Annotated in this window: 16 protein-coding genes and 2 pseudogenes; 8 read left to right on the top strand and 10 right to left on the bottom strand. The window is 67.3% G+C overall.

Annotation, left to right across the window (positions count from 1 at the left end):
• Nucleotides 1-12: 12 nt before the first annotated feature.
• From SY91_RS26735 to pobA, 4 genes and pseudogenes are all read right to left on the bottom strand, one after another.
• Nucleotides 13-1,371 (bottom strand): 3-carboxy-cis,cis-muconate cycloisomerase, encoded by a 1,359-nt coding sequence (locus SY91_RS26735; protein ID WP_023474923.1) that lies wholly within the window; start codon nt 1,369-1,371, stop codon nt 13-15.
• Between the two features lie 88 nt (nt 1,372-1,459).
• A pseudogene (locus tag SY91_RS26730) lies at nt 1,460-2,115 on the bottom strand (CoA transferase subunit B).
• 20 nt (nt 2,116-2,135) lie between these two features.
• Nucleotides 2,136-2,852 carry a 3-oxoacid CoA-transferase subunit A gene (locus SY91_RS26725; protein ID WP_023474924.1) on the bottom strand — a complete coding sequence of 239 codons (717 nt, stop codon included), beginning with the start codon at nt 2,850-2,852 and terminating at the stop codon, nt 2,136-2,138.
• Between the two features lie 144 nt (nt 2,853-2,996).
• On the bottom strand, nt 2,997-4,229 hold the full coding sequence (gene pobA, locus SY91_RS26720; protein WP_043886568.1) for a 4-hydroxybenzoate 3-monooxygenase: 1,233 nt from the start codon (nt 4,227-4,229) through the stop codon (nt 2,997-2,999).
• Between the two features lie 116 nt (nt 4,230-4,345).
• Here pobA and SY91_RS26715 point away from each other — a divergent pair, with 116 nt between their 5' ends.
• The 3 genes from SY91_RS26715 (at nt 4,346) to SY91_RS26705 (ending at nt 6,807) form a co-directional block, all read left to right on the top strand.
• Nucleotides 4,346-5,272, top strand: a complete 927-nt coding sequence (locus SY91_RS26715) for a LysR family transcriptional regulator (RefSeq protein ID WP_011694929.1) — start codon at nt 4,346-4,348, stop codon at nt 5,270-5,272.
• Nucleotides 5,273-5,368: 96 nt separating this feature from the next.
• Nucleotides 5,369-6,004: a GTP cyclohydrolase I FolE gene (folE, locus tag SY91_RS26710; RefSeq protein ID WP_023474926.1), complete on the top strand. Its 636-nt coding sequence runs from the start codon at nt 5,369-5,371 to the stop codon at nt 6,002-6,004.
• Complete coding sequence (locus tag SY91_RS26705; RefSeq protein ID WP_023474927.1) at nt 6,004-6,807, top strand: SDR family oxidoreductase; 804 nt, start codon at nt 6,004-6,006, stop codon at nt 6,805-6,807. The genes folE and SY91_RS26705 overlap by 1 nt, the downstream gene beginning before the upstream one ends.
• Before the next feature lie 163 nt (nt 6,808-6,970).
• On the opposite strand, the gene epsC is transcribed toward SY91_RS26705, so the two are convergent.
• Both epsC and SY91_RS26695 read right to left on the bottom strand, forming a co-directional pair.
• Entirely contained in the window at nt 6,971-7,891 is a 921-nt protein-coding gene (epsC, locus tag SY91_RS26700) for a serine O-acetyltransferase EpsC (RefSeq protein ID WP_023474928.1), read from the bottom strand.
• Between the two features lie 137 nt (nt 7,892-8,028).
• Nucleotides 8,029-8,262 carry a hypothetical protein gene (locus tag SY91_RS26695; protein ID WP_043886573.1) on the bottom strand — a complete coding sequence of 78 codons (234 nt, stop codon included), beginning with the start codon at nt 8,260-8,262 and terminating at the stop codon, nt 8,029-8,031.
• 278 nt (nt 8,263-8,540) lie between these two features.
• On the opposite strand from SY91_RS26695, the gene SY91_RS26690 reads away from it, so the two are divergent.
• From SY91_RS26690 to fnr, 3 genes are all read left to right on the top strand, one after another.
• Nucleotides 8,541-8,948: a DUF3005 domain-containing protein gene (locus SY91_RS26690; RefSeq protein WP_043886575.1), complete on the top strand. Its 408-nt coding sequence runs from the start codon at nt 8,541-8,543 to the stop codon at nt 8,946-8,948.
• Between the two features lie 528 nt (nt 8,949-9,476).
• A complete protein-coding gene (locus SY91_RS26685) occupies nt 9,477-9,944 on the top strand; it encodes a universal stress protein (protein WP_006480140.1) in 468 nt (155 codons plus the stop codon).
• Between the two features lie 103 nt (nt 9,945-10,047).
• The gene (fnr, locus tag SY91_RS26680; RefSeq protein ID WP_027809557.1) at nt 10,048-10,794 is read left to right on the top strand and encodes a fumarate/nitrate reduction transcriptional regulator Fnr; all 747 of its coding nucleotides are present in this window, start codon (nt 10,048-10,050) and stop codon (nt 10,792-10,794) included.
• A gap of 48 nt (nt 10,795-10,842) precedes the next feature.
• Here the strand turns inward: fnr and SY91_RS26675 are convergent, their stop codons facing one another.
• Nucleotides 10,843-11,736, bottom strand: coding sequence for a LysR family transcriptional regulator ArgP (locus tag SY91_RS26675; RefSeq protein WP_006480142.1), 894 nt, complete (start codon nt 11,734-11,736; stop codon nt 10,843-10,845).
• Between the two features lie 109 nt (nt 11,737-11,845).
• Here SY91_RS26675 and SY91_RS26670 point away from each other — a divergent pair, with 109 nt between their 5' ends.
• Nucleotides 11,846-12,466, top strand: a complete 621-nt coding sequence (locus SY91_RS26670; RefSeq protein ID WP_023474935.1) for a LysE/ArgO family amino acid transporter — start codon at nt 11,846-11,848, stop codon at nt 12,464-12,466.
• A 79-nt stretch (nt 12,467-12,545) separates the two neighbouring features.
• On the opposite strand, the gene SY91_RS35225 is transcribed toward SY91_RS26670, so the two are convergent.
• On the bottom strand, nt 12,546-12,833 hold the full coding sequence (locus SY91_RS35225; RefSeq protein ID WP_260632450.1) for a hypothetical protein: 288 nt from the start codon (nt 12,831-12,833) through the stop codon (nt 12,546-12,548).
• Nucleotides 12,834-13,106: 273 nt separating this feature from the next.
• Between SY91_RS35225 and SY91_RS35220 the strand changes: the two genes are divergently transcribed.
• Nucleotides 13,107-13,298, top strand: coding sequence for a hypothetical protein (locus SY91_RS35220; RefSeq protein WP_260632449.1), 192 nt, complete (start codon nt 13,107-13,109; stop codon nt 13,296-13,298).
• A 65-nt stretch (nt 13,299-13,363) separates the two neighbouring features.
• On the opposite strand, the pseudogene SY91_RS35215 reads toward SY91_RS35220, so the two are convergent.
• Both SY91_RS35215 and SY91_RS26660 read right to left on the bottom strand, forming a co-directional pair.
• Nucleotides 13,364-14,152 (bottom strand): annotated as a pseudogene (locus tag SY91_RS35215) (T6SS phospholipase effector Tle1-like catalytic domain-containing protein); the annotation flags it as partial.
• Nucleotides 14,153-14,313: 161 nt separating this feature from the next.
• Nucleotides 14,314-14,925, bottom strand: coding sequence for a DUF3304 domain-containing protein (locus SY91_RS26660; RefSeq protein WP_226240837.1), 612 nt, complete (start codon nt 14,923-14,925; stop codon nt 14,314-14,316).
• Nucleotides 14,926-14,948 lie beyond the last annotated feature (23 nt).

The raw sequence follows: 14,948 nt of genomic DNA, 5'->3' as shown, positions 1-14,948 counted from the left end.
AGGTTCTCCTGGTTATTTCGCACCCGCGTGCAGCGCGAGCACGGCGTCGACATAGGCCTGCGCCTCGCCGACGTAATGTGCGGGATCGAGCAGCCGCGCCAGCGCGTCGCGCGACAGGTGCGCCGACACGGTCGCATCGGCGGCGAGTACGTCGAACAGCGTCGCCCCGGTGCGCACGGCTTCCTTCGACGCATGCTCGACGACGTGATGCGCATCAAGCCGGCCGATACGATCACCGAGCGCGAGCATCACCGCTTCGCCGAGGATCAGCCCGTGCGTGAGGTCGAGGTTCGCGGCGAGGCGGTCGGTGTTCACGTCGAGGCCCGCGACGATCTGCGCGATCTGCGCGAGCGCGCCGCCGGTCAGGCGCGCGAGATCGGGCAACGCATCCCATTCGGCCTGCCAGCCGCCGAGTGCGCGCTCATGCTCCTGCACCATCCCCGCGAACACGGTCGCGACGAGGTTTGGCGCACGCACGGCGGCCGTCAGCACGGCCGCGCAGCCGACCGGGTTGCGCTTGTGCGGCATCGTCGACGAGCCACCCTTGCCGGCAGCCGCCGGTTCGCCGAGCTCGCCGACTTCGGTCTGCATCTGCAGCGACACGTCGCGCGCGATCTTGCCGAGCGTGCCGGTCAGCATCCCGAAGCACGACGCGGCTTCCGCGATGCGGTCGCGCTGCGTATGCCACGGTACGGCCGGCAGCGCGAGCTTCAGGTCGGCCGCGAGCGCGGCGCTCACGCCGGCCGCATGCTCGCGCAGGCTCGCGAGCGTGCCGGCCGCGCCGCCGAACTGCAGCACGAGCGCGCGCTCGCGCAGCTCGGCAAAACGCGCGCGATGGCGCAGCAGCGCATCGAGCCATTGGGCGAATTTGAGGCCGAGCGTGATCGGCAGCGCTTGTTGCAGCCACGTGCGGCCGATCATCGGCGTCGCGCGATGGGTGCGCGCGAGCGCCGCGAGCGATGCACAGGCTTCGTCGAGCAGCGGCTCGAGCACGTCGAGCGTGTCGCGCAACTGCAGCACGGTCGCGGTATCGATGATGTCCTGGCTCGTCGCGCCCCAGTGCACGAACTTCGCGGCCTCGGGGTCGTCGGCCTTCACTTGCGCGGTGAGTTGCTTGACGAGCGGAATCGCGAGATTGCCGCCGAGCGCCGCGCCGTGCGCGAGGGCCTCGGCGTCGAGCCGACCGGCGTCGCACGCACGTTCGATCGGCGCGACCGCGGCGGCGGGAATCACCTGCTGCGCGGCGAGCGCGCGCGCGAGGGCGGCCTCGACGTCGAGCATCCGCTGGATCGTCGCGCGGGGCGACCAGATCCGGTTGAGCGGCTCGGTGCCGCAAATCAGGGAGGTCAGGCGGGCGCTGTCTTCGAGCATGGCATCGGAATGGGGAAACGGCGTGCGCCTATTGTCTACCCAAGCGTGCCGGCGTGCGCTCGAATGCGCGCACCGGCATGCTTGCCGTTCAGGCGGCGGCCTTTTGCGTCGCGTCGATCAGCGGCACGCCGGTCAGCTTCTGCAGCTCGTCGAACGACAGGTCGGTGAAGATCTCGCTCACCGCGAGGCCGTCGGCCGTCACGTCGAGCACGGCGAGATCCGTATAGATGCGGCTCACGCATTGCACGCCGGTGACCGGATACGAGCACTGCGCGACGATCTTGCTCTCGCCCTGCTTCGTCAGGTGCTCCATCATCACGAACACCTGCTTCGCGCCGATCGCGAGGTCCATCGCGCCGCCGACGGCCGGAATCGCATCGGGCGCGCCCGTATGCCAGTTCGCGAGGTCGCCGTTCGCCGACACCTGGAACGCACCGAGCACGCAGTAGTCGAGGTGGCCGCCGCGCATCATCGCGAACGAATCCGAGTGGTGGAAATACGCGCCGCCGGTGAGCAGCGTCACGTGCTGCTTGCCGGCGTTGATCAGTTCGTCGTCTTCCTCGCCGGGCGCGGGCGCCGGGCCCATGCCGAGCAGGCCGTTCTCGCTGTGCAGGAAGATCTCCTTGCTCGGGTCGAGGTGGTTCGCCACAAGCGTCGGCACGCCGATGCCGAGGTTCACGTACGCGCCTTCGGGATGTCCTGGGCGACGCGCTTGGCCATTTCATCGCGAGTCAGTCGTTTCATGTCGGTTTGCTCCAGGTGGGTCAGGCGGCTTGCGATGCAGCGTGCTCGGCGGCCAGCTCGGTCGCGTGCGCGGCCTGCGGCACCTCGACGATGCGCTGCACGAAAATGCCCGGCGTCACGATGTGTTCCGGGTTCAGCCCGCCGAGCGGCACGACTTCCGACACCTGGACGATCGCGACCTTCGCGGCGCTGGCCATGATCGGCCCGAAGTTGCGCGCGGTCTTGCGATACACGAGATTGCCCCAGCGATCGCCCTTGTACGCCTTCACCAGCGCGAAATCGGCGTGGATCGGCGTCTCGAACACATACGGCTTGCCGTCGATCACGCGCGTTTCCTTGCCTTCGGCGAGCTTGGTGCCGTAGCCGGTCGGCGTGAAAAAGCCGCCGATGCCGGCGCCCGCCGCGCGGATGCGCTCGGCGAGGTTGCCCTGCGGCACGAGCTCCAGCTCGATCTCGCCCGCGCGGTACAGCGCGTCGAACACCTGCGAGTCGCTCTGGCGCGGGAACGAACAGATGATCTTGCGCACCTTTTTCGCCTTCAGCAGCGCTGCGAGACCCGTCTCGCCGTTGCCCGCGTTGTTGTTGACGATCGTCAGGTCGCGCGCGCCCTGTTCGATCAGCGCGTCGATCAGCTCGGACGGCATGCCGGCCGTGCCGAAGCCGCCGATCATGATTGTCGCGCCATCGTGGACGTCGGCAACCGCCGACTGAAGCGATTCGAAAATCTTGTTGACCATGTCTCTTCCTGATGCGAACCCGCGGCTCGTGCGCGGCCTGTCGAGGGGACACGCGCGTGTCGCGTGCCGCGCCGGAGGCCGTCGCCGACCCTCGGCTTTTGTTCGCTATTCGAACCTAGATTCGATTAGCGAACGATGAGCCGATCATAGAGTCGCGCACAGCGCATTGTCAAGGCGGGTTCCCTCGGGGGCCGTCGCGTCGTCGAACGGCAAACCGACGTAGTTTTCGGCGAGCGACTGCGCGGCCGCTCGCGAACGCGTCACGTATTTCAGCTCGGCAAACTTCAGGCGATTGACGAACGGCGAGTCGTCCGGCGACGCATGCAGCATGTTCGTCATGAAGTACGAGAAGTGCTCGGCGCGCCACACGCGTTCGAGGCAGGTCGCCGAATAGCGCTCGAGCGGCGTCGCGTCGCCCGTCCGGTAGCGCGCGCCGAGCGCGCGGGACAGCGCGCGGACGTCGGCCACCGCGAGGTTCATCCCCTTCGCGCCGGTCGGCGGCACGATGTGCGCGGCATCGCCGGCGAGGAACAGGCGGCCGTGCTGCATCGTCTCCGACACGAAGCTGCGCATCGGCGTCACGCTCTTCTGCGTGATCCGGCCCTCGGTCGGCGTCCAGCCGGTGTCGTTCGAGAAGCGCGTGTGCAGTTCGTCCCAGATCCGTGCGTCGGACCATTCGGCGAGGTCTTCATCCGGCTTGCATTGCAGGTACAGGCGCGTGACCGTCGGCGAGCGCATCGAGAACAGCGCGAAACCGTTGTCGTGATGTGCGTACACGAGCTCGTCGAGCGACGGCGCCGCGTCCGCGAGGATGCCGAGCCATGCGAACGGGTAGACGCGCTCGAACGTGTTCAGCCGCTCGGCGGGAATCGTCTGGCGCGCGATGCCGTGGAAGCCGTCGCAGCCGGCGATGTAATCGCAGTCGATGCGGTCCGCGCGGCCATCCGCGTGCTTGAACGTGACGAACGGATGCTCGCTTTCGACGTCGTGCAGCGCGACGTCGCTGACTTCGAAGTGCATCTGATGGCCGTGCTCGATGCCGGCCGCGATCAGGTCGCGCACGACTTCGTGCTGGCTATAGACGGTGATCGCGCGCCCGCCGGTCAGTTCGGACAGGTCGATACGGTGGCGCTGGCCGTCGAACAGCAGCTCGATACCGTGATGTTCGAGCCCCTCGCGGCGCATCCGGTCGCCGAGGCCGGCGTCGTTCAGCGTGTCGACCGTGCCCTGCTCGAGCACGCCGGCGCGGATGCGGTTCTCGCAGTATTCGCGGGAACGCGCCTCGACGAGGATGGAATCGACGCCTTGCAGGCGCAGCAGGTGGGAAAGCAGAAGGCCGGACGGACCGGCGCCGATGATCGCGACTTGGGTGCGCATTGTTCGTCTCCAGAACATTAATTCGAATCGTGGAATACATTTGAGCGCTTTCCCGACTATGCGGCAACGCGATTCAGGAGATATGTTGTATACGTTTTGGAGATACCGGCCCGGCCATGGAAACGCTCGATCTGAACCTGATTCCCTACCTCGTCGCGCTCGACGACACGCGCAACGTGAGCCGGGCGGGCGACCTGCTCGGCGTGAGCCAGCCGCGCGTGAGCACGGCGCTCGGCCGGCTGCGCGAATACTTCGGCGATCCGCTGTTCGTGCGCACGTCGCGCGGCATGGAACCGACGCCGCGCGCGCTGGCGCTGCTGCCGGCCGCCCGCGACGCGCTCGCGCAGATCGAGCGCGGCCTCGTCGCGCCGCACGACTTCGATCCGGCCGCGAGCACGCATACGTTCTCGATCGCGCTGTCGGACGTCGGCGAGATCGTGTTCCTGCCGAAGCTGTTGCAGGCGTTCGCGATGCACGCGCCGCACGCGAACCTGCGTTCGGTCTCGCTCGCGCACGACGAAGTCGGACGCGGCCTCGAAGCCGGGTCGATCGATCTTGCAGTCGGCTACTTCCCCGATCTCGACGGCAACAACTTCTTCCAGCAGCGGCTGTTCACGCACCGGTTCGTCTGCCTGATGCGACGCGGCCATCCGTTCGAGCAGACGCCGCCGTTCACGGTCGAGCAGTTCCTCGCGTGCGGGCACGCGGTGGTGCGCGCCGAAGGCCGCAGCCAGGAGGTGCTCGAGAAATATCTGGCCAAGCAGCGCATGCAGCGCCGCGCGGTGCTCGAAACGCCGCACTTCATGAGCCTGCCGTTCATCCTGAGCCGCACCGACCTGATCGCGACGGTGCCGCACGCGATCGGCTATGCGTATGCGGCCGAGCACGCGTTCATCGTGCCCGTCGAGCCGCCGCTCGCGTTGCCGCGCTTCGACCTGAAACAGCACTGGCATCGCAAGTACCACAACGACCCGCGCACCGCGTGGCTGCGTGGCGTCGTCGCGTCGCTGTTCAACGACGAACAGGACGAATGGCCGAAGTGAGGAAGGAGGCGCGGCGGCCCGCACGCACGAGCGGCGAAAGCATGAAACAATGGCCGGATATCGGCCGCCGCAGGCGGCCTTCGATGGAGCCACTACATGGGTAAGGGAAAGAAAACCACACAGCCCCAGCCGGTCGCCTCGCGGCCGAGCCGTGAAGAAGCCGAAGACGCCGTCCGCGTGCTGTTGCGCTGGGCCGGCGACGATCCCGCGCGCGAAGGCCTGCTCGACACGCCCGCGCGCGTGGTGCGCGCATACGAGCAGTTCTTCGCCGGCTATGCGCTGGAGCCGCGCGACATCCTCGCGCGCACGTTCAGCGAAGTCGACGGCTACGACGAAATGATCGTGCTGAAGGACATCCGCTTCGAGAGCTACTGCGAGCACCATATGGTGCCGATCATCGGCCGCGCGCACGTCGCGTATCTGCCGAACCATCGCGTCGTCGGCATCTCGAAGCTCGCGCGCCTCGTCGACGCGTTCGCGAAGCGCCTGCAGATCCAGGAAAAGATGACCGTGCAGATCGCCGACACGCTGTTCGACGTACTGCAGCCGAAGGGCGTCGGCGTGATCCTCGACGCCGCACACCAGTGCATCTCCACGCGCGGCGTGCACAAGCCGGGCGTCGAGATGGTCACGTCGCGCATGCTCGGCACGTTCCGCACCGATCCGTCGACGCGCCGCGAATTCCTGTCGATCGTCGCGAATCCTTCCTCGGTCAACCTGACGAATACCTGATGGAGCAGACGAAGCAAACGGCGCACGCGCCCGTCGTGCTCGTGACCGGCGCCGCGCGCCGGGCCGGGCGCGCGTTCGCCGAGTATTTCGCCGCGCACGGCTATTGCACCGCGGTGCATTACGACCGTTCGGCCGATGCCGCGCACGCCGCCGCCCGCGCGATTGCCGAACGCGGGCACGATTCGGTGGCGCTGCAGGCCGACCTGTCCGATGCCGCGCAGATCACCGCGCTGATCGATGCGGTCTATGCGCGCTTCGGCCGCCTCGACGTGCTGGTCAACAACGCGTCGGTATTCTGGCAGGACCATTTCCCGAGCTTCGATCTCGCCGCGTTCGACCAGGCGTGGGCCGTCAACTGCCGCGCGCCGATCCTGCTCACGCGCGCGTTCTACGAGCGGGCCCGCGCGGCCGGCACGCAAGGCGTCGTCGTGAACGTGGTCGACCAGAAGATCAAGGAAAACTTCCACCGCGACCATTTCAGCTACACGGTCGCGAAGGCCGCGCTCGGCAACCTGACGCAGATGCTCGCGCTGTCGTCCGCGCCGGTGCTGCGCGTGAATGCGGTGTTCCCGGGGCTGATGCTGCCGAGCGACGACCAGACGCAGGCCGACTTCGAACACGCGAGCCGCGCATCGACGCCGCTCGCGCGCATCGCGGGCCCCGACGACGTCGCCAGCGCGATCCTGCTGCTCACGGGCAATGCGTACAACGGCGTGGATTTCGTCGTCGATGCGGGCCAGAACCTGATCCGCGTCGATCAGGACGTGCTGTACAAGCACCGCTCGCCGGACGGCAAGCACTGAGGCTTCGATGAACGCAGGCGGCTGCGCGCCGCCTTCGTGCGCCGGGCCGAGCCGGCTTCGCGCCGCTCACGCCCGAGCGCGCGCGACGGCGGCCCGGCCGCCGAACCATTGCGCGTCATCCGCGGCGTTGCGCGGAACGACGCCCGCGCATTCGCCCTCCGCGTTACGGCTTCTCGGCGCTCCCGCCTTCGCGGACCTTGCCCTGCGCGACGCTCGTGCCGGGCGGCACGCTGTGGGTGAGCCACACGTTGCCGCCGATCACCGAGCCGCGCCCGATCGTCACGCGACCGAGGATCGTCGCGCCCGCATAGATCACCACGTCGTCCTCGACGATCGGGTGCCGTGCATTGCCCTTCACCAGCGCGCCTTCGCCATCGGCCGGGAAACTCTTCGCGCCGAGCGTGACGGCCTGGTACACGCGCACGCGCTCGCCGATGATCGCGGTTTCGCCGATCACGACGCCGGTGCCGTGATCGATGAAGAAGCTCGGGCCGATCTGCGCGCCGGGGTGGATGTCGATGCCGGTGGCCGAGTGCGCGATTTCATTGATGAACCGCGCGAGCAGCGGCACGCCGAGCTGGTGCAGCGCGTGTGCGAGCCGATGGTGCATCATCGCGAACACGCCGGGGTAGCACAGCAGGATCTCGGTGATGTGCTGCGCGGCCGGATCGCCCGCGTACGCGGCCTGGATGTCGCTGACGAGCAGCGCGCGGATCGCCGGCAACTGCCGGCCGAACTCGCGCGCGATCTCGAACGCGCGTTCGTCGAGCTCGGCGAACGGCGTATCGACGTGCTCGGGCAGGAACGGCAGCGCGCGGCGGATCTGCTCGGACAGGATGCGCAGCGTGCTTTCGAGCGTGTGGCCGACGTAGAAGTCGACGCTTTCGTCGGTCAGGTCGGGCGCGCCGTAGTGCGTCGGAAACATCGACGCGCGCAGGCCGGTCACAATCTTGCAGATCGCATCGCGCGACGGCAGTTCGCGGATGCCGCGCGGATGGCGCGTGCGATGGAGTTCCTCGCGCGACTCGCGCAAGCCGGCGACGATTTCTTCGAGGCCCCACTGACGGGCGGGTGATGTCGACATAAGCCAATGCGGGCAGCCGCGCGCGGATGCGCGGCCGCTAATAAAGTGACGGGTTCCGCAAGATTACCGCGTTTTTTGTCCGGGAGCGGCACCCCGGGGATCGGCCGGACGGCCAGCGCCGCACGCGTGCGACGGCGTCACATCGAGACGCTGCTCGCGTCGATCCAGCGCACGGCCCAGTCGCGCGCGTGCGCGATCGCGTCGCCTTCGTCGTTGAACTGGAGCTCGATCGGAAAAAACCGGTTCGCCACGAGCTCCCCGTCGCTCGATCGGGAGATCACGACGTAGGGCTTGAATGAACCGTCACTGGCGCGTGCGGGCGCGCAATTCAACAGATAACCGCGGTGCGTGAAAGCAGTAGTCGCTTGCATGAATCCGCCACCTCTAGTCCCTTGCTTTGTTGTTCGCTACCCGTCTTTAAGGGTGCTGCGGCGCCCCGGCGCGGGCAGAGGCGGCGAGACTTCATCCCCTGTCGCCGCTTCGCAGGAAAAGAATCATACTCTGTAGAAAACGCGTCTTCTAGCTGAAATAAATCATGACAAATCAGTGCGCGTCGCGCGACCGCGGCGATCGCCCGCGCGCCTTTTCCCGTCGTGCCCGGAACGGGATTTGCTTCGATCCGGAGCGTGTCGCCGCCAGGAGAGCCGCGATGGAATCCTCCGCTCAAACAGGTCGTGCGCATCCGCGCAGCATCGAACTCGACAACGACGACACGCACGACAGCACGGTCGACACCGACGGCAAGCACCGCGAAGCGTCGCGGCTCGCCGGGGTCGGGCCGATCTCGCCCGACGAGATCACGCGCAGCAATGCGTCGCTCGTCAATGCGATGCCGGAGGCCGGCGACGGCTTCGCCGGTTTCGACAGCCGCCCCGACGGCAACCATCCGGCGTTTGCGCTGCGCGCCGGCTACACGGTGATCGAGAAAGGCTTCGACACGCCGCCCGCGGGCGACGCGCCGTTCGGCCCCGTTCACCGGATGTACGGCAGCGCATACTGGCCCGGCCACAGCCGCCGGCCGGAGCGCGTCATCGAGCTGACGGTCGTGCCGAGATAGCCGGCGCGGCGTTTGAATCGGTCGTTCGTTTGAGAGGCGCTATCGGCCGGTCACGATGATCGATGGCGATGAACCGGCGCGTGCGATCGAACTGCACGCCGATACCCGCTCGCACGTTGTCACAACGAACGACTCCGCGCCCTGGCATCGGCTTCGCAGTCATGCATGCCGCGCATCGCATCGACGCACAGGCATTGACCGAAGTCATGGCGCCACGGCGCGATTGCGATTGAATGGTGGTGCGTGCAGCGCATCGGCAGGGTTGCAGCCGCGCCGGATCGATGCGTGCGCATGCGTTTGCGCCGGCGGTGCGGCGCGACGCATGCCGCATCCCACGACACGCGTCGCGCGGCGCAGCATGCGTCGCGCGCATGGCCATGCGCGACAGCGACAGGAACCACGCGGCCGCGCGGCACGGCGGGCACCTCGCTGCACGATCGTGCCCGTTGGTTTACTCTGCCTCGCAGCATTGCCCGGCCCGCTCGGCCATCCGGCCGACTTCGTTTCAACCCGCCACTCGGAGACACTATGTACAAGCGTATTCTGGTTGCCGTCGACGGCAGCGACACGTCCCGCCATGCGTTCGATGCCGCACTGGCGCTCGCGAAAGCGCACGGCGCGGAGCTGCAGCCGTTCTACGTCGTCGAGAACGCCGCGATCTACTACAACGTGCCCGGCTACGATCCGTCCGTGCTGCGCGATCAGCTCCTCGCGCAGGGCAACGCGCTCGCGCAGGATTTCGCGAAGCTGATGCAGGCCGCCGGCGTGAAGGGCGAAACGCAGCTGAACGAAGCGACGTCGCTCAACGACGTGTCGTCACTGATCCTCGACGGCGCGAAAGCGTTCGGCGCCGATCTGCTCGTACTCGGCACGCACGGCCGCCGCGGCTTCCGCCGCCTCGTGCTCGGCAGCATCGCCGAACAATGCGTGCGCCACGCAACGCTGCCGGTGCTGCTGATTCCGGCCGCCGCCAACGCGGACGAACCGGCTGCCTGAGCGGCGTTCGGCACGTGCGCCCGGTCGCGACGTTTTGTCACCCGACAGCGGCAACTTGCGGTGGGACAATGATTTCGTCGATTCAACGCCGGAGTAAACGATCATGCTGACGCCCGTCGCCACCCGCCCCGCCGCCACGCCCCATGCCGGTAGCTGGGCTCCCCGTCAGGCCCCGCACTGCTCGTCGTGCGCGATGCGGCACCTGTGCATGCCGCAGGGCCTGGCGCCCGAAGCGCTCAGTCGCCTCGAGTCGGTCATCTGCGCGGCACGCCCGGTCAAGCGCGGCGAAGCGCTGTTCCGCGAAGGCGACGCATTCGACAACCTGTACGCGGTGCGCTCGGGTTCGCTGAAGACCGTCGCGACACGCCACGACGGCCGCGAACAGGTCACGGGCCTGCACCTCGCCGGCGAAGCGCTCGGCCTCGACGGCATCTGCGACGATACGCACCCGCGCACCGCGGTCGCGCTGGAAGACAGCTCCGTCTGCGTGATTCCGTACAGCGCGCTCAAGGCGCTGTGCTCGGAAGCCGGCTCGATGCAGTTGCGCATGCACAAGCTGATGAGCGAACAGATCGTGCGCGAAACGTCGCAAACGATGCTGCTCGGCTCGCTGAATGCGGAGGAGCGCGTCGCCGCTTTCCTGCTGGACGTCTCGTCGCGCTACCTGAAACGCGGCTACTCGCCGTCGGAATTCAACCTGCGGATGACGCGCGAGGACATCGGCAGCTATCTCGGCATGACGCTCGAAACGGTCAGCCGCACGCTGTCGAAATTCCAGAAGCGCGGCCTGATCGAAATGCAGGGCCGCCACGTGCAGATCGTCGACTTCGACGGCCTGCAACACCTCTGACGTCGCACGGCGCGCACCGCGTGCGCGCCGCCCGCGTGGCGTCGCCGGTCAATCGAGAAACAGCGCGGCACGCGCCTTCAGCGCCGCGCTGAAATCGTCGAGCCAGCCGATCGACAGACGCCAGCTCTGCCAGTACAGATCGATGTCGATGGTCCGGCCGCGCGACATGTCGATCAGCTCGCCCGCCGCCAGTTGCCGGTCGACCATCCGGTCAGGGCACATCCCCCATCCCAATCCCGTTTCGCACGCGCGCAGATAGCCTGCGACGTGCGGTATCCAGTGCTGCGGCGGATCGAGATCCGCGCGCGTCACGCGCCGGATGAAACGCGCCTGCAACCCGTCCTTCGGATTGAACATCACGCACGGCGCGCGGCGCAGCGCATCGCGCGTGATCCCCGCATCGAAATAACGCGCGTAAAACGCCGGCGAGCACACCGCGCGATAGCGGATTCGCCCGAGCCGCTCCGACCGGCATCCCTGGATCGGCTCGGCCTGCGCGGTCACCGCGCCCTGCACGCTGCCGTCGCGAATGCGCGAGGCCGTGTAATCCTGATCGTCGATCACGAGGTCGAGCAGCGTCTCGCGCTCCGTGCAGAACGGCCCGACCGCGTCGATGAACCACGTCGCGACGCTGTCGTCGTTGACGGCCACGCGCAGCGTCGGCCAGGCGCTCGCGATCTGGCCGGGCAACGCGGGCATCCGGCCGCCCAGTTCGGCCTCCAGCAGCTGCACGCGTTCGGTATGCCGGCACAGCAGCGCGCCCGACGTGGTCGCGACGCACGGCTGTCCGCGCTTGACGAGCACGCTGCCGACCCGCTCCTCCAGCAGCTTCACGCGCTGCGACACCGCCGACGGCGTGACGTTCAGCTCCTTGGCTGCCCGCTCGAACGAGCCGTGCCGGATCACGGCCGCGAGGGCATCGAGCAACGCGTAGTCGAGCATTAGATTTCCTTAATCCGCATTAGGTGATTTAGCTTCTCTTATTCCCGCCCCGATCGCAGACTAGCGCTACCCGATTCATCCGTCTACTGCTTCCACGGCTGTCCCCATCATGAACTGGCTCGCTTTTTCCCACGGCGCCGCACTGTGCGCGTCGCTCATCGTCACCATCGGCGCACAGAACGCATTCGTGCTGCGCCAGGGCATCATGCGCTCGCACGTCGGCAAGATCGTGCTGCTGTGCGCGGTGTCCGACATGATCCTGATCGGCGCGGGCGTCGGCGGCGCATCGGTACTGGTCGAGCGCTATCCGACCTTCGTCCATGCGGTGCTGTACGTGGGCTTGGCGTATCTCGCGTGGTTCGGCATCAACGCGCTGCGCCGTGCGTTCAAGCCGGGCCACGACACGCTTGACGTCCGCGGCGACGCGGTCGCCCCGCCGCCGCAGAGCGCACTCGCGATCGTGCTGATGACGCTCGCATTCACGTGGCTCAACCCGCACGTGTATCTCGACACGTTCCTGCTGATCGGCACGGCCGGCGCGCGCGAGCCGGAAGGCGCGCGGCTCGCGTTCGCGATCGGCGCGATGACGGTCAGCGTCGTGTGGTTCCTCGGGCTCGGCTATGGCGCGCGATTGCTGGCGCCGTGGTTCCGCAAGGCGGTCGCGTGGCGCGTGCTGGACGGCGCGATCGGCAGCATGGTGCTGTTTCTCGCGGCCGTGCAGTTGCGGTAGAGAGGGATGTGTCGCGGCAGATCCTGTCTGCCGCGACGTCAGGCAGTCGGCCGCGGTCGCGACCGGTATGGGGTCGGCGTCAGGCCGTCGAGGTCGCGTCGGGCAGCGCGCCGCCGATCGCCGCGGGCTGGTTGCTCGCCAGTTGCGGTTCGTTGGCTGCCGTCGGGTCCTGCTGCTTCGCCGGATCGACCTTGGCGAGTTGCGTGGCGGCCTGCTCGGCCTTGTCGCCCTCGTAGCGCCAGTACAGGAACTTCTTGCCGCGCTTGCCCATGAAGTACTGACGGTTGACCGACCAGCGGCTCGATTCGGCGAAGCCGACGTGACCGTCTTCCATCTGCTTCTTGAAACCCGCGATCGAGTCGTGCACGTAGTGATCGAAGAATCGGTCGAACGTCGCGCGCGCCGCCGGATCGATGCCCCCAGCCAGTTGCCGGTGACCCGCGTGGCCGCGTCGATCGCCTTGTACTGCTCCGAGATGGTCCGCGTCAGGACGCCCCCGTTGGCGCGACGGATGAGATCCGCATCCTCGTTCCATTCGCGGTCGGTAATCGCCATGTAGGAATTCACGCCGCCCGGCGGCTTCAGCCGGCCGTCGTGCAGGCGCCGGCTGCGGCTGGCGCGCCACTGGTAGTAGCGGTTCATGTGCCAGATGATCTGCGACTCGAGCCGGCCGCTGTTCGACGCCACGCCCGCGCGCCGCTCGTTGCCCTGCCCCATGTACACGTTCCAGGCCGTCTCCAGCTCGGCGGAAATCGCGAACAGCCCGCCGGCCGATTCCACGATCTCCTTCGGCTCGCGAAACGGCACGCCGGCCTTCCACGCGTCGATATAGAGATTGTTCAACGCGACGTTGGCCAGCTCGTTGGTGCGCCCTTCCTGATAGTTGCGCTCGTAGCCGCCGCCCACGTCCGAGTGCATGCCGGGGTAATACACCTCGCGACAGTTCGAGGGAAGCTTCTGATCCTCACGCACCGAGTCGCCGGGGAATTTCTCCCGGACTTCATGCGATGCGACATAGTGAACACACTCCCGCACGTAGTCCGGAATGCGGATGTCGTTCGCCCATTCCGCATGGCCGCCCTTGTCGATGCTGTGGAGCATGCCGCCATAGACCGGCCCGAGGATCGCGCCGACGATGTAGGGCGCCGCCTTCTCCAGGCGGCTGCCGCCGAAGCCTGTCGACGCCACCGTATCGAGGATGCCCATGAAGTAGACGACCACTTCGGGACGCATCCCCTTCATGTTCTTCTTGTTCCACCAGAGCCGGCCGCCGATGTTCTCGGCCAGCTGCTCGGTCAGCATGCGGACGAACGCCCGCGCCTCCGTGGCGCCGCGCGAGAAGCCGAACGCGGCCACGTTGATCTGGCTCACGGCCGGCATGTGGTTCGCCACGTGCTTTTCGAGCTCGCGGAGCATCCAGCGGATGCGCGCCTCGCCCTTGCTCGCGGCCGCCATGCCGAGCGCACCGTCGATACCCTTGCCCGAATCGCCGACCTTGCTGCAGGGGGTGCCGACGCCCTCGACGTACCGGCCCATCGTGCGCGGATTGGCCTTGTTGAACGGGACATGGGCAAACATCGCAAGCTTGGCGATGTTGCTGTACTTGGTCTTCGCGACGTCCGTCGAACCGTTGCCGTCCTCGCCGTAGTTGTTGCCCGTGCCGTCGAAGAAGGCCGTGAACCACACGGGTTTCGGACACTCCTTGCATTGCTCGACCCGCAGCGGATCGAGCGCCTCGCGATGCCCGTTGCGGATCGAGTCCTCGACCGGCGTGATATCGGTGATGCGTCGAATGAGGGGGGATTGCTCATGGCGGTTACGCTCCTGTTCCGGTCACGCGTCCAGCGTCAATTCCACTGGGCCGGCTTCTTGCGCCCATAGAACGGATTGGGAATTTCCTTCAGGCACGCGCGGTCGGTCAGCTTGCGCTGCGCGTCGCGCTTCGACAGGGCCACCTTCGGGTCCGGGCCGTCGGCGCCGAAATCCATGTCGCCTTCCACGCGGCCATCGGGGAAGAAGTGCAGCACGATACCGCCGCTCTTGTCCTTGACGGGCGGGCGCGTGACCGTGATCTCGCCTTCGCACCACGCCATCCCCGGCTGGGTTTCCCGGTGCGTGTACGGGTCGTAGTTCGCGGACGACGCTTCCATCGCGCGTTTGTCGACCACACGCTCCCACCACACCTTGAACGTCTTCGGGGTCTTCCAGCGGAAATCCCACGCGAGACTCGGGCGCGAGCCGCCGCCGCCGGACCAGTATTTCGCGCTCCGCGGCGTGGCGTGCGCGCCGTCGGCGCTCGCCGCATCGTCGAGGCTGTTCTTGTCGGGCGGCAGCAGATAGACGCCGTAGATGTCGTAATCCGTATAGTTGAAGGACCCGGCCGTGATGACGTCGTAGTTCGGGTCGTTCCATTTATTCACTTCGCCCGGCGCCAGGCTGTCCTTTTCGGCATCGTTCACGCTCTTGCTGCACGCAGCCGTGG

The organism is Burkholderia cenocepacia (genome assembly GCF_014211915.1).
GTDB lineage: Bacteria > Pseudomonadota > Gammaproteobacteria > Burkholderiales > Burkholderiaceae > Burkholderia > Burkholderia orbicola.
Note: the sequence above shows the minus strand (reverse complement) of the source record. Positions and strands in the feature narration are given on the sequence as shown.

What these genes read in the sequence shown, in the direction of transcription:
- SY91_RS26735 (WP_023474923.1), bottom strand. Translation starts at nt 1,371, where the DNA reads ATGCTCGAAGACAGCGCCCGCCTGACCTCCCTGATTTGCGGCACCGAG.
- SY91_RS26725 (WP_023474924.1), bottom strand. Translation starts at nt 2,852, where the DNA reads ATGGTCAACAAGATTTTCGAATCGCTTCAGTCGGCGGTTGCCGACGTC.
- pobA (WP_043886568.1), bottom strand. Translation starts at nt 4,229, where the DNA reads ATGCGCACCCAAGTCGCGATCATCGGCGCCGGTCCGTCCGGCCTTCTG.
- SY91_RS26715 (WP_011694929.1), top strand. Translation starts at nt 4,346, where the DNA reads ATGGAAACGCTCGATCTGAACCTGATTCCCTACCTCGTCGCGCTCGAC.
- folE (WP_023474926.1), top strand. Translation starts at nt 5,369, where the DNA reads ATGGGTAAGGGAAAGAAAACCACACAGCCCCAGCCGGTCGCCTCGCGG.
- SY91_RS26705 (WP_023474927.1), top strand. Translation starts at nt 6,004, where the DNA reads ATGGAGCAGACGAAGCAAACGGCGCACGCGCCCGTCGTGCTCGTGACC.
- epsC (WP_023474928.1), bottom strand. Translation starts at nt 7,891, where the DNA reads ATGTCGACATCACCCGCCCGTCAGTGGGGCCTCGAAGAAATCGTCGCC.
- SY91_RS26695 (WP_043886573.1), bottom strand. Translation starts at nt 8,262, where the DNA reads ATGCAAGCGACTACTGCTTTCACGCACCGCGGTTATCTGTTGAATTGC.
- SY91_RS26690 (WP_043886575.1), top strand. Translation starts at nt 8,541, where the DNA reads ATGGAATCCTCCGCTCAAACAGGTCGTGCGCATCCGCGCAGCATCGAA.
- SY91_RS26685 (WP_006480140.1), top strand. Translation starts at nt 9,477, where the DNA reads ATGTACAAGCGTATTCTGGTTGCCGTCGACGGCAGCGACACGTCCCGC.
- fnr (WP_027809557.1), top strand. Translation starts at nt 10,048, where the DNA reads ATGCTGACGCCCGTCGCCACCCGCCCCGCCGCCACGCCCCATGCCGGT.
- SY91_RS26675 (WP_006480142.1), bottom strand. Translation starts at nt 11,736, where the DNA reads ATGCTCGACTACGCGTTGCTCGATGCCCTCGCGGCCGTGATCCGGCAC.
- SY91_RS26670 (WP_023474935.1), top strand. Translation starts at nt 11,846, where the DNA reads ATGAACTGGCTCGCTTTTTCCCACGGCGCCGCACTGTGCGCGTCGCTC.
- SY91_RS35220 (WP_260632449.1), top strand. Translation starts at nt 13,107, where the DNA reads ATGTGCCAGATGATCTGCGACTCGAGCCGGCCGCTGTTCGACGCCACG.